Annotated in this window: 11 protein-coding genes; 7 read left to right on the top strand and 4 right to left on the bottom strand. The window is 59.0% G+C overall.

All coding sequences use genetic code 11. The annotated features are described in order from the left end of the window. The 4 genes from A5733_RS10145 to A5733_RS10130 form a co-directional block, all read right to left on the bottom strand. The coding region (locus A5733_RS10145) for a transposase (RefSeq protein WP_142253905.1) at positions 1-207 on the bottom strand (207 nt) is incomplete at its 3' end. 246 nt (positions 208-453) lie between these two features. Beyond that, positions 454-1,116: a hypothetical protein gene (locus A5733_RS10140; protein WP_076240030.1), complete on the bottom strand. Its 663-nt coding sequence runs from the start codon at positions 1,114-1,116 to the stop codon at positions 454-456. Next, positions 1,113-3,149, bottom strand: a complete 2,037-nt coding sequence (locus tag A5733_RS10135) for a DEAD/DEAH box helicase (protein WP_076240029.1) — start codon at positions 3,147-3,149, stop codon at positions 1,113-1,115. The genes A5733_RS10140 and A5733_RS10135 overlap by 4 nt, the downstream gene beginning before the upstream one ends. Then, a complete protein-coding gene (locus A5733_RS10130) occupies positions 3,146-3,595 on the bottom strand; it encodes a helix-turn-helix domain-containing protein (RefSeq protein ID WP_158070600.1) in 450 nt (149 codons plus the stop codon). Before A5733_RS10130 ends, A5733_RS10135 begins: the two co-directional genes overlap by 4 nt. A 776-nt stretch (positions 3,596-4,371) precedes the next feature. Here A5733_RS10130 and A5733_RS10125 point away from each other — a divergent pair. From A5733_RS10125 to A5733_RS28215, 7 genes are all read left to right on the top strand, one after another. Further along, complete coding sequence (locus A5733_RS10125; protein WP_158070599.1) at positions 4,372-6,579, top strand: sigma factor-like helix-turn-helix DNA-binding protein; 2,208 nt, start codon at positions 4,372-4,374, stop codon at positions 6,577-6,579. After that, positions 6,576-8,714 carry a DEAD/DEAH box helicase family protein gene (locus tag A5733_RS10120; protein ID WP_076240026.1) on the top strand — a complete coding sequence of 713 codons (2,139 nt, stop codon included), beginning with the start codon at positions 6,576-6,578 and terminating at the stop codon, positions 8,712-8,714. The genes A5733_RS10125 and A5733_RS10120 overlap by 4 nt, the downstream gene beginning before the upstream one ends. Before the next feature lie 42 nt (positions 8,715-8,756). After that, on the top strand, positions 8,757-8,918 hold the full coding sequence (locus tag A5733_RS27450) for a hypothetical protein (RefSeq protein ID WP_158070598.1): 162 nt from the start codon (positions 8,757-8,759) through the stop codon (positions 8,916-8,918). Next, the gene (locus A5733_RS10110) at positions 8,915-10,972 is read left to right on the top strand and encodes an AAA family ATPase (protein ID WP_076240024.1); all 2,058 of its coding nucleotides are present in this window, start codon (positions 8,915-8,917) and stop codon (positions 10,970-10,972) included. The genes A5733_RS27450 and A5733_RS10110 overlap by 4 nt, the downstream gene beginning before the upstream one ends. Then, on the top strand, positions 10,969-11,442 hold the full coding sequence (locus tag A5733_RS10105; RefSeq protein WP_076240023.1) for a DNA phosphorothioation-associated protein 4: 474 nt from the start codon (positions 10,969-10,971) through the stop codon (positions 11,440-11,442). Before A5733_RS10110 ends, A5733_RS10105 begins: the two co-directional genes overlap by 4 nt. A gap of 760 nt (positions 11,443-12,202) precedes the next feature. After that, entirely contained in the window at positions 12,203-12,820 is a 618-nt protein-coding gene (locus tag A5733_RS27065) for a hypothetical protein (RefSeq protein ID WP_142253904.1), read from the top strand. Further along, a complete protein-coding gene (locus tag A5733_RS28215) occupies positions 12,817-13,227 on the top strand; it encodes an HIT domain-containing protein (protein WP_076240022.1) in 411 nt (136 codons plus the stop codon). The genes A5733_RS27065 and A5733_RS28215 overlap by 4 nt, the downstream gene beginning before the upstream one ends. Positions 13,228-13,284 lie beyond the last annotated feature (57 nt).

Genomic DNA, 13,284 nt, shown 5'->3' with positions numbered 1-13,284 from the left:
TTCTGCCTCGTATTCTTTGAGCCGTTTGGCGTCGTTGGCCTTCATCCCGCCGTACTGGGTCACCCAGCGATGCCAGGTCGACTCGGTGACCTCCAGATGCCGGCACACCTCGGCCAGTTCCTGGCCGGTCCCGAGCAGCGTGTTGCCCTCGGCCAGCTTGCGGATGATCTGATCCGGCGTATGCCGCCGGCGCTTGCTACCTGCCATGTCGTCGTCGATTCTTCCTGCCCAAACACTCGGACAACAGAGTCCCACAACGACTGGACCACTACAGGGGGCTCACCTCACTACAGTGGACCACGACCCACCAACCCCAAGCCGCATAGCGACTGGACCACCAAACGGGTCCCCCTCACAGACCCCAACTACACCGTCAATCATGAAGAGCCGCTTAAGGACTGAGCGGCTTTCCGTTAGCTTGTCGAAGCCGCTCCAGTTGATCAGCCTGGAACCCTATGGCCGTTCATATCCTTCAGGCGGATCGAACCACGCACTGTCCTCAAGGTGCCCGAGATAGACAAAGTGCGCAAAGTCGTTCCATGCTACTGGCGCGAATAACTCGCAGCGCTCGTTGATATAGAACCGGCCACCGTCAGATCCCTTAACCGCCTTTATGCGGGCGGCGGTGGCCGCAGCCGCGCGCACACCAACCTCGTCTGACAAGTAGACCTCGGTGAGTCGCCTGCCGCTCCTGATTTGATAGCGGATGTCGTTGCCACCGGCTTTCAGGGTATAGCGCACTCCGGGGTGGGGTCCTGGCCAATCATCGCCAGGCCGCAAGCTTGGCGGCGCCTCCGGGCTGAGCTGACCATCTTCAAAGGCAAATTTCAGAGTCGAGTCGTAGTGGCCGGCCCAATAGCAGGCACCATCCACACCCGGCACGAGAACATCCCCGAATTCGTTGATGTAGAAAACGCCGCCGGGCACACCGTTCAGTTCTTGCTTCACCACGTTGACCAATTCAACGAGCTTAGGATGCTTTGCCGTAGTGAGAAGTTCCTTTTCTCGACTGTTGACTCGGTAAACGAGCCGCACCTCTCCGCCAGCAGTCACTGTGTACTTGGCATCCTTCGGGACATTGGATGGAACGTGCCCCATGTAAAGCTTGGCTTTCACTTATCCTCCGATATGCAGCTGGGCCACGCAAAGCCCCCTTCGACCGAACCTAGAAACCGACGGCCTGTAGAACCCTCATACCAGGCATGCCCGAGGGAGTTCACGAAAAACCGTGAAAACGGTCGACCCAAGCTCTCCCAGGAAGCGATCATTGCCCGCGCATTCGCTTCCTGCCGCGGCCGACCTGTTCCGCCAAGCTGAGCGATCTCAGATCCGCCCCGAACACGGCGTTCCAGCAGACCGCCGGCACGTTTACTCACCTTGAACGTGCCACCCTTCTTGTCGGCGGGCCCGATGTAGGTATCCCCGACTGCCAACTCCTCGCCCAGAGCGACCGCATCGCTGGGGTCCAGTTCAGGCACCACTGTAAATGGCTCAGCGAGCTGCCCGACGAGCTGGAACGTAGGCTCGGCCATAGCAGGTTGCCACACAAGGACCAGGCGAAACTCGGGCGTAACCCGAAAGCGCCCACCCTCGCGGCCGCGCACACGTGATACCAACTCGGCGACATTCTGCGGGTTCGCGATCTGGACGCCGAACGCGTTGTGTACCGATCCATTTGTCTTGACGCTGTATTCCTGTCCGGATGGCATTCCCGGCCAAGGAACCGGTTCGTCCGGAACCTGACGATCAAGAAGCGCCCACGCTTGTTCCTCGGTGGGCCGCGGAGTCCGCGGAGGGCTAGATACTGGGTCGGGCCTCAAGGCTTCAAACCCCCAACGCCAGTATCGGTTGGCCTCGACACCGGTCAGGTCTGTCCAATCTGCCTTTGCATAGATCAAGTCGTCGACGGTGTCATCTACGTACAGCAGATGCATTGCCGACACCTTCGATTGTCCTTCGCTGGTCATTGCGCGACGAAGGACGCGCCCGAGCGCTTGAACTCGCTGTCGAACTGCCGATGTCGAAGCCACAGATATGCCTGTGTCGGCTTGCGGAACGTCAATACCCTCGATGAGCGACTTAACCGACACAAGGACCGGAGCCTCACCGGTCGCGAACGCAGCCAAAGCCGTCTCACGGCGACGATCCGGAAGCTTTGAATGTTCAAGCTCAATACGCACTTCCGGCAGGACGGCCGTTAGCTCTTCGAATAATGCCTCCGCCTCGCGTACGCGTTCGTGAAAGAGAATCACCCGCGGCCGTGCGCCGCTTGCGAACAACTCTTCCGCCAGCAATGCCGATACACGTTGTCGCTCCCGAGCTCGGTACAATAAGTCCTTTCTGCGCGATGTCAGCTGCACCCACAACCGGGCGGCTTCGCCAGCCTCATCTTTCCGACTTGCAACAGATCTCGCGCGCACCGGCTCGACGCCGTGCGACCGGAGCACGTCGGCCGCATCGTCCACCTGGCGGCTCACGGAGTCATAGTCACGTCGCTCGTCGGGCGAAAGTGCGATTCCGTGATGATGGAGCGTGAATTCTGGAAGCCACCCTGCGTGACGCGCATCCTTCAATGAGAAGCGGTAGACGACGCCTCCAAGAGATTGGCCGACCGCTTGCTCGTCGTAGGCGAGCGGTTCACCAGTCTCGTCGAGTTCTTCACGGTCGGGCGTAGCCGACAGGCCAAGCCGGAATTCTGCACGGGTGTGCAGGACATCGCGGTACTTCGGCGCGCCGGCGCGATGACACTCGTCAACTATCAGCATCAAAGGCTGACTGTCATTCGCCAGCGACGGGAGCCTGGCCGAAGCGGTGTTCAGCACAGCAACAATCGCTCGCTTGTCAGCAAACGTTGCTTTTCCACCAGCGCCGAGTAGTCCGATCTCATCCGGTTCAAGAGTCGTGTGCTGGATTAGGTTCTTCCGCCATTGCCGTGCAAGCGCTTCTGTCGGGACCACAACAGCGAGGTGAAGGTCGTCGCGTTGCGCTGCAGCGCGAGCGGCACACGTGAGCGCAATGAGGGTCTTGCCTCCGCCGGTAACAACCTCCAGTGTGCCGGTAAACGGCTTTGAAGAGTGACCATGAACCCATGCATCGACGGCGTCCTCCTGCCACGGATAGAGCTCAAAGCCCTCTACGTCGAATCTCATTTTCCGTCCCGTTGGCGCAACAGTTCTTCGCGGATGGTCATTTGGACCTCCCGCGCAACCAGGTCTCGCAACGGGACTTCAATCGCCTGCATCACTTGTTCCGTCAGACGCTGAACCAGGTTATCGTCGCCCGATCGAACCGGGCCCCATATGCCTCTCGCCAAATCGTCCACGAACGAGTCCGCTAGGGCCGCCGGACGCCCCGACAAATCCACTGCCTCAAGCTGTTCGGCGCGCGCCACCAGTTCTGAAGGCGTCATATCGAGGGCGTCAGCCAACGATTGGATCGCGCGCTGAGACGGGTACTTCCCGCCGTTCTCGATCTCGGATATGTAGGGGTAACTCAACCCCGATTGCTCCTTGAGCTGCATTCGCTTGAGACCACGCTCGGACCTCGCCGCAGCGAGCGCCCGGCCGAAGTATTCAGCAGCTGCATCACCGGCCACGGAAAACCTTTCGCAAACCTCTTGCACACCACAGAATTATGCAACATAATTCTGCTATCAGCAGAACCATCTCCCTAGCAGCAGCGCACAGCTTCTACCGGAAGGGATACTACCCCGTGAGCAGGCGTAATAGAACCGCTTCCCGTCACAGGACGGACCATGTCTCGTCGGAGAAGCGCAGCCACGTCAGACGACACCTCGACCGTTGCTCCTCGTCGGGAAAGTTGCGGTTCCGCGACAAGCAGGAGGCACTGAAGGCGGTGCACGCGGCACGCGTTAGTCGACAATTCGCCGAGGTTGATGGATCGACGACCACTCGACAAGAGCGGCGGGCGTATTCATGTGCCGGCTGCCACGGTTGGCACATCACCAGCCAGGAGTCGTGGGGCGGTGCGCCGCCTGCTCAAACAGGTGCAAGTTCGAGTCCGGCGAAGAACCGCATCGACAAGGCTTCGGGACCCCGCCGGGTCTTCTTGGCGATCCGCACCGCACCACCAACCACACACGCAGACAGCGGCATTCAGCAACACCACGAGTCATTCTGACCATGATCAATCGCCTTACCGGGCAATATGAATACCGAACCGCGAGATATTGAACGAGCACCTAGACCGTTACCTGGCGTGGTGTCAACGGCAACTGAAAACTGATCAGCTGTCGGCGATCCAAAAATCACGCGGGACGTCACTGCGTTCCCATTTGCACAAGGCAACCCGCGTTGTCGCACGGCGCTGTTATACAGAATGCGCAACACCTTGAGGGGACAAGAGACAGCTATGACTATCGACGTGACGGGGGAGGACGTCCGACCGCGCACATGGTCCGACGCCTTCCCGTGGCTCGCTGGCGCGTCCGGCATCGGTGCAGTCGACTGGTGGAATCACACGATTCAGGACACGGACCCTGACACCCGCCGGTCGCGACTCGCTACTATTTCGGCGCTGGCAATAGAGCGTTTGACAAGGTGGACGATAGGCGAGATTTTCCCCGGTCTGCCACCCGACGTCGACATCATCGCGCTGGATGTGCCTGTGCGTGCACGCACCATATTCGGGAAGTACGGCCGGTCAAAACCGGGTCGTCTCCAGGCCACCACACTCCAGGACATGCTCGGCTGGAGTCAGATGGGAGTCGGCACTGCCGATGCGGTTCTTCAGGCTTTGGCAGATGTATCGACAGCCGCCGCAACACCTCGGGTCAGCGCCGTCCCGGCAGGTACAGCCAATTTGGAATCTGGCGCCTATGCCTCCACACAGCGACCCGGATGGGTCTCATCCTTAGTGCAAGACCTATCCAGTGTTGCCACCTGGTACTCCACCATCGGAACACTCGATCAACCGTTGCTCGGTGGCCCAGCAACGCTGGGCATGCCCGATGAAATCGTCAAGGCACGCCAACGCATAGAACAACTACGTGCAGGTGACATCTTCAGCGAGCAAGAAACCGAGCGCGACATCGCCGCCTTGTTCAGCGACGCCCTCAGCGCTCTCGACACCCGCGCAATCGAAGTGCTCGGAGCTCGCCTTTTCTCCGACGATCCTCCGACACTTGACCAGCTCGGGCAGGCGTACGGCGTTACCCGCGAGCGAATCCGCCAGATCGAAGGCAAAGCACGCGGGACGATGCTGACGCTGATTTCGGAAGAGGGACCGCTAGCGATGGCGGCCGAGAGTGCGCGCAGCTTGATAGGGACAATTCGCCCGCTAGACGACCTCGTCGAAAGGATGCCCGCACTTGGCAAAGAAGTCGGGGCCGTGGGTCAACCAGCCTGGCGGGTTCTAGACCGTCTGGACGATGCCTACGAGATCGAAGACGGGTGGTGTGTTGTCCCGACGATGAGCGCAGCGCTCGAACTAACGCAGACACAAGTTGCCGAGCGTGCGAACCAGTACGGCGTCATTCGGCTAGACGAACTGGACCTCGTCGGGTCGAGTCACGCGCATCGACGGCCTGACGTCACGGCAGCGTGGTTGAGTCATTGCGGGTATGTGATTAGCGGCGAGTATGTGCTTACGCGGACATCGACCGTTGGGGACTACGCAGCAGCCGTCCTATTTCTTGAGGGCTCGCCGCTCAGCCCCGAGGAAATCGTTGACCGCTTCGTATTCGACCGCAGCGCACGCTCTCTGGGCAACGCGCTGGGTAGCGATGACCGCTTCGAAAGAGTCGATCGCGATCGCTGGGCTCTAAAAGAATGGGGACTGGAGGCGTACACCGGGATCCGGACAATGATCCGCGAGCTCGTTGCCCAAGCCGGCGGACGTGCACGCTTAGACGACATCATCGAGTACATCACTAGCCGCTATAGCGTCAGCGCCAGCAGTGTCATCGCATACGCCGCAGCCGCACCGTTTATGACTAAGAATGGAGTTGTTCAGTTGGGCGGTGAACGGACTGCCCGCAAATCACCACGACGCACGCGCCGACTCTTCCGACGGTCTGACGGTTGGGCATACCGTGTACGCATCACGACCGACCATCTACGAGGCAGCGGTTCCGTCGCACCGATAGCCATTTCAACCATCCTCAACCTCAGCGAAGGGCAGGTCCAGCAACTCGACTCGCCGCTCGGTCCTCAGTCGGTTGCCTGGACAGGAATTCAGCCGTCCTTCGGAACGATCCGTCGATTCCTTATGGATCTTGACGTCGCCGCTGGTACTGAAGCGTTCCTTGTCATTCACGACGATCAGACCTTTAGCTTTGAACAGGCGCCTGACTTAGTTGATGATCCCCTTGTTGACGCCCTCACACTCGTCGGCGCGAAGCCGACATCCGATCCCAAGAAAGCCCGTGCCGCCTTGGCAGCAGCTATCGAATTACCCCAGGATGCCCCCGTCTCCAGCATCATTGGTGAGTACCGCGTGCGCGGTGATGACGATGTCGCAGACTTGCTCGTCGCAGCACGCGAATTCCTTGAGACTGGGCATGTTCCAGCTAAAGGTGCTCACAACGCTGACGTGGACCAGATTCTGGACCTTCTATGACCGAAGTACCGCGCGGTCTCCGATCCCTCACTGTCAACGACAGGTATCGCAGCGACAAGGAAGATGTTGTCGGGAACTTCTTTGTCCCCGCATTCACCGTGGCGTCCAGCTACAGCCGAGCAGTTGGTTACTTCAGCTCAACTAGCCTGGCGCTCTATTCACGCGGTATCGACAGATTCGCCGAGCGCGGCGGATCGATGCGCCTCATCGCGTCACCTCAGCTCAACGAGGACGACATCGTCGATATCGAACGCGGCTATGGCACACGCGCAGTGCTCGAGCGAGCAACACTCCGGGAGTTAGAGGACGACGACCAGCCGGACGCTGTTCTGGACAGCCTCGGATTAATCGGACGACTCATCGCTGACGGTCGACTTGATATAAAGCTTGCATTTGTCGAACGAGAAGGTCGGGTCGGCATCTATCACGAGAAGATCGGGATTTTCCGTGACGATCTTGGGGACTTGATTGGGTTCACCGGCAGTAGCAACGAATCGTATGGCGGACTATTGGCCAATTTTGAGTCGGTTGAGGTCTACCGCGGCTGGGTTGCCGGAGATGGTGCCCGAGCCCTTCGCCTCGAAGCCGACTTCCAATCTCTTTGGTCGAACGAGACACCGTATCTCAGTGTGGAACGATTCCCTGACATCGCACGTGAGCGACTCATCAAGTTAGGAAACGAGCGGCCGGACCGCCCTGTGCCTGGCATCGACATAGCGTTCGCATCCGCGCCGGTGGAGCTTGGCAACGCGAGCCGCCTAGGCATCCCAGAAGCGCTCGAAGTCCGGCCGTATCAGCGGGACGCTGTTATGGCTTGGCTTGGACAGCAGGGACGCGGCATCCTAAAGATGGCCACCGGCACCGGGAAGACAAAGACCGCGATGGTCGCTGCTACGAAGCTTGGTGATCTGCACCGCGAGCGTGAAGAGCCGCTAATCGTCCTGATCTTGGCCCCGTTGACGCACTTGGTTGATCAGTGGATTTCCGAGGTGGACGACTTTGGTGTACGACCTGTGGCCGTTTATGAGTCCAGCGAGAAGTGGCTCCCGATCATTGAAGATCAGCTCGCAGCAGCACGGATGGGCCAGCGCCCGGTCGTGGCGATGATCGCCACCTATGCTTCGTTCTCGGGGCAGCGGTTCCAATCGATCTTGTCGCGCGTCGCACAACCACTGCTCATCATCGCTGACGAAGCACATAACCTGGGCTCGAAAGCCTTTCGCTCGTGCCTGCCTCAAAACGCAACCTACAGGCTCGGGCTCTCCGCAACGCCCGAGCGCTGGTTCGACGATGAGGGCACAGACTCACTCACCGAATACTTCGGCCAAGTCTGCTTCGAACTAGGACTCGGCGAAGCGATTGCGATGGGGGCACTCACTCGGTATGTCTATATGCCCAGGCTTGTCGAACTGAATGACGTTGAGACTAGCCTTTACGTCGATCTCTCAGCGCAAATCGCGCAACGCATCGCTTCAGGAGACGACCTTAAAAACTCTGATCCTGATTCGCCGTTGGGGTACTTGCTCCGCCAGCGAGCTGGAGTACTCGGGCACGCCGAAGGCAAAATCGCTGCTCTACGCGCAGATCTGCAAGCGCGACGTCATCAATGGTTCCAACTAATATATTGCGCCGAAGGACGACGACCATCCGAGCCAGGCGACCCACCGGGACCAAAACAGGTCGATGAAGTCATGCACCTCGTCGGCAATGAACTCCACCTGTCCGGACACACCTATGTATCGGAGACACCGCGGGCTGAGCGAAAAGTTCTCCTGCGACGATTCGGCAGTGGCAACGACCTGCGCTCGCTGGTCGCAATGCGCTGTCTCGACGAGGGTGTCGACATTCCGGACGCCCGAGTGGGCTATCTCCTTGCGAGCAGCAGCAACCCACGGCAGTTCATCCAGCGGCGGGGCCGGCTGCTACGACGTGCCCCCGGAAAGGAACGCGCGGAAATCCTCGACTACTTGGCGGTTCCTGCCGCCGGCGCGCCGATTAACTTCACCGTCGAGCGCTCGCTGCTCATCCGAGAACTGGAGCGGGCCAATGAATTCGGGAAGTTATCGGAGAATTATGAGACGACGCTAGAGGCGCTCCGCCCGCTGAAAGAGCGATACCACCTGATGGACATGTAGGCAGCACCTCAGCGTGAAATCCCAATGATGAAGGGAAACAGTGTGACGGACAAGCGCACCGAGCGACAAGTACTGGAAGGGCTAAGCCCCGAACAACTGGCACTGCTCAAGCGAGTGTTGGAAATCGAACGGGCCAAGCTGCACATCACGGCCTACGACGCAACCGACGACTTGCTGGCCGCAGTGAAGGAGATCATCCCGTGAAGCTCCAATCCATCACGCTAACGAACTTCCGACAGTTCAGAGGAACGCAGACCCTCGACCTCACGTCGGATGCCATCAAGCCGGTGACGCTGGTCTTTGGCGCAAACGGTGCTGGGAAGACGACGCTGCTCAATGCCTTCACGTGGGGGCTCTACGGGAACATGTCCGAAGACGTCGAACAGCAGCACCGGATTATTACCGACAGTGTCTGGCGAGCGCTGCCTATCGGGGATTCGATCGAGGTAGCGGTCGAGATCCACTTCGACCACGAGGGTCAGGACTACCGGATCCGGCGAAGCGGTCACCTCCGGAAGGAGTCGGACCACCAGGGTCCGCTGTCGCCGACCCTGCAGCTGTGGACGACGAGAGCCGACGGCTCGTCCGGAGTGGTCGACGCCCCGCAGGAAAAGATCCTCACCATCCTGCCCGTCGGCGTCAGCCGATTCTTCTTCTTCAACGGTGAGCGAATCGAGAATCTGGTCAAGAAGGGCGCCTACGCTGAAGTTCAGAAGGACATCAAAGTGCTGCTCGACCTGGAACAGGTAGAGCGCGCCATCACCCATCTTCCGAAGGTCAACCGCAAGCTGACCGACGAGCTTAAGAAGCATGGTGGCGATACAGCGAGTGCCATACAGGATGCGATCGATTCGCTCACGGATAGGCAGACAAAGGCCAAGGATGAGTTAGCGGTCATCGACGGCGACATCGCCTCCCTGGCGGAGGAGCGCGACAGCACCTTGGAATTGCTGCGTCAGCATAATGAGGCCGCGCCGATCCAGTCTGAACGCGACTCCGTTTCAACGGAGCTCAACGAAGCGCGAGCCGCCCGCGATGCGGCCATCGTTGAGCGATCCCTGTTAGTTGGCACAAAGGGCTTCCAGGCATTCACGGAAGAACTCGGCGAGAAGACAAAGGCAATGGCCGACAACCTCTATCGGAAGGGAGCATTGCCTGCGCCGCTGAAACGCGAGTTCGTCGATCAGTTGCTCGATGAAAGGGCGTGCATCTGCGGCACACCCCTGACCGAACACAGCGCTCCGTGGGACCATGTGAAGGAATGGCGTCAGAGAGCAGGACTTCAAGCAGTAGAGACCGCTTGGCAGCAACTCAGCGGACAGATCGCTCCACTTGCGGATGCCCGCGGAACCCTCAGGGACGCTCTCAGTGCGCTGCTGGATCGTATTGCCGCTGAGCGAGAACGCGTTTCACGGCTTGAGGCGCGCAAATCGGAACTTGACGGCAAGCTCAAAGATAGCCGACTGGAGGACGTCCAGCGGCTGGAGTCGAAACGAATCGATCTCGATGCCCGCATCGCGGCGAAGAACCAACGCAAGGGATCGATCGCGTCCGAACTAGATTCGGTCGCTAAGGAGATCGAGCAGAAGTCGAGGGACCGTTCACGGGCGGAGGTGACGGACGAGCTGGCACAGAAAGCCCGTTCTCGTTCCGAGTTGGTGCTTGCCGTAAAGAAAGCGCTCGAGGAGATCTTGGCTTTCCGCGAAGAGGACATGCGCCAGCGGCTCGATGCCGAAGTCAAGGAGGTGTTCAAGGGCATTACCTTCAAGCCCTATGTGCCCACCCTCAACGAAGGTTTCGAGCTGACCCTCCATCAGAATGTCAACGGAGTAGAGCTCCCTGTGCCCAAATCAACTGGCGAGAACCAGATCCTAAGCCTCAGCTTCGTGGCCGCCGTCTCCAAGCTTGCTCGCGAAATCCGGAAGGGCGGGCGAGCTGAGGGCGAGGCAGCAACAGATGCCGGCACATATCCGATCGTGATGGACGCCGCATTCGGTTCCCTCGACCAGGACTACCAGGAATCGGTGTCGCGAGCATTGGCGAAGATGGCACCGCAGCTAGTTGTACTGGTCAGCAAGAGTCAAGGGCTCGGCAAGGTCGTTACCGAGTTGCTTCCTTACGTGAGTCATCTCGGTGTCATCGAGGCGCACACCACAGCCGCCGGAGATGTCGCTGAAGACATCGAACTTGACGGCATGTCATATCCATACATTCGGTCTGACGAATCCGACCACTCCGAACTGAAGGTAATCATGTGACAACTGCACAGGGCGAGGTTCGCGCGCGCCGGCCTCAGCAGCATGAAGCGCTCATGCAGGAAATGCAGAATGAGGCAAAGTTCCCGACCTATCGCGACATCCTTCTCTTCGCCGCAGCAGTGGGGTTCCATCAGCAACGTCGAGTGTCATTCACAGCCAGCTCAGGGGATCCCATCCGGTACGAGGTACTAGCAAGTCCGGGATTCAGCGACACACTCATCAACATGATCGCCGCCAATGTCGTTTCAGACGACCCGGAGATCATGGATGGCACCCGCTTGGAGGAGCGCGTCAAGATCTTCGAGGAGTTCGCGAACGGCGGTCTTGAGTACATCCAGGAGCAGATCAACGTTCGACGCCAACCAGTCGACCTCGTCGTAATCAACCTTGTGACAGAAGTTCTGGCCGACGAAGGCGGGGCCAAGGCGCTGTCGGTTGACGAACTACTTGGTGGGGTGACCTGGAGCTGATCAGCGACCTACGCCGACGTGAGTGCTGCGCTCCGATTGATTCTGCCGACACTCGCGGCGTTGGTACAAATTTGCTTGACGACTTACTTCCAGAACTCAAAGTCAAGTGGTTAGCGCAACGTCGGTGCTAAGCGGCTTGGTTGCTGAGGGCGGAACCAACTCGTCGAAGAGAGTGGGCCCACAGGTGTGGGTCTTCCGGTCAGGAACGCCGGGTCTCCGATGGGGCAACTGGCGTCAGGGACTACCCCGAGTTCAGTTGACTCGGGCAAGTCCCTCAGACACCAGCAGCTTCGAAGGGGGCTCGCCCTTCCCGGTGGAGCCACGCGGTTGGGGAATTTCGAGCAGGGTGGATGGGGAGAGCGTCGAGCGCCGTCAGGATCTGAAGACTCGATTGCGACGCCGGAAGTTTTGGGCCATTTTGCGCGGGAGTCCCGGTCATTCCCGCTTACCCAGCCAAGACTGGACGGTAACCTTCAGAACAGGCGTACACACACACCAGTCGCAGTCGTCGCCGCATGGTTCGGCCCTACCGAGTGCATTGTCAAGGTGGTCTACGGCCGGAAGACCAACGGCAGGCTGACCGCGGTGTCTAGGGTGTTGCAGGACGCTGGAACCTAATCAGTAGGCTGCAATCCTGCGTCACGAAGCCAAGATCGCTCCTCACGATCCGAGCAGCACGATTCGATTAGCCGTCGTCTTGCTAAGAGCTCGATGCTTCTGTGTGCGAAATTTGTCGTAACCCGGCCCTACAGTGTCGGGCATGTCTATGCTCACGCTCACCGCGACAGCGGAACAGGCGACAAGCACGCCCCAACTATGGACATACTTCGTCGGCCCTGCAGTGATCGCAGCAGGGGTCGCGGGCCTGTTTGCAGTAGCTCAACTCGCACTGACGTCTCGCAAAGAACAGCGAAAGCAGCTACTTGAGTTTCGCTTGCGCCAGGTTAACGAATTCTACGGACCAATCGTCTACCTCCTTGCTCAAAATCTGGCCATAGCGAAAGCCCTTCGCGAAGCTGCACAAAAGCCCGGCCAGGAATGGCACTTGCTCGACGATCTTGATACGATACATTCCGATCCGCATTTACGTTCAATGGCTGACGAAATAGCGGCAATCAACGACCAGATTAAAGACGTATTGCTTAAGTACGGCGGACTGTCCCTCCAAGGCCAAGTTCCCCAGAGCTACCACGACTTCATCGCCCACACAGACCTTGTAGCACAAGGGGTCTCAACGGGGTCAATCCACTCCAATGTTGGAGTTAAATACTTCCCTAAGCAATTTGGCACTGACATCGAAGAGGCGTACGGTCGTCAAGTGAAAAAGATTCAAGATCAGCTAGGATCGCGTCGCTTCTGGAGGAACGAAAAAATATGAGTACATGCGTTTTCTGCCGAGCCTTCCACCTCGCGCCTAAGGAAAATCAATTCGGCAGCGTGTTCGCCGTTCTGGATCAGTTCCCGGTCACCCCGCTGCACTGGCTTATCATCCCAGCTCGACACTGTGACGACTACTTCTCTCTGACAACACAAGAAAGACGCGACACCGAACACGCGCTCGCTACCCTTCGCTCGCGCGTTCTACGCGAGGACGCTGAAGTGTCTGGCTTTAACGTCGGATGGAACTGCGGAAGGGCAGCAGGACAGACTGTGCCCCACGCGCACGCACACCTGATCCCCCGGCGACACGACGACATGGACGATCCGCGCGGCGGCGTTAGAGGAGTGATTCCTCATCGCCAGAACTACGTCCGCAACCCACGGCTCGCCGCCGCCGCACGATAAACACGATAAAGATGAAAGCTACAGGAAGGATGGTCAGGCGTCCTGCTGGGACAGACA

The sequence above is a fragment of the Mycobacterium sp. NS-7484 genome, assembly GCF_001953975.1.
GTDB lineage: Bacteria > Actinomycetota > Actinomycetes > Mycobacteriales > Mycobacteriaceae > Mycobacterium.
The sequence above is the reverse complement of the archived record's forward strand: the minus strand, read 5'-3'. Positions and strand labels throughout refer to the sequence as shown.

Excerpts from the sequence above, each read along its gene's own strand:
- A5733_RS10135 (WP_076240029.1), bottom strand. The coding sequence starts at position 3,149 with ATGAGATTCGACGTAGAGGGCTTTGAGCTCTATCCGTGGCAGGAGGAC.
- A5733_RS10125 (WP_158070599.1), top strand. The coding sequence starts at position 4,372 with ATGACTATCGACGTGACGGGGGAGGACGTCCGACCGCGCACATGGTCC.
- A5733_RS10120 (WP_076240026.1), top strand. The coding sequence starts at position 6,576 with ATGACCGAAGTACCGCGCGGTCTCCGATCCCTCACTGTCAACGACAGG.
- A5733_RS27065 (WP_142253904.1), top strand. The coding sequence starts at position 12,203 with ATGTCTATGCTCACGCTCACCGCGACAGCGGAACAGGCGACAAGCACG.
- A5733_RS28215 (WP_076240022.1), top strand. The coding sequence starts at position 12,817 with ATGAGTACATGCGTTTTCTGCCGAGCCTTCCACCTCGCGCCTAAGGAA.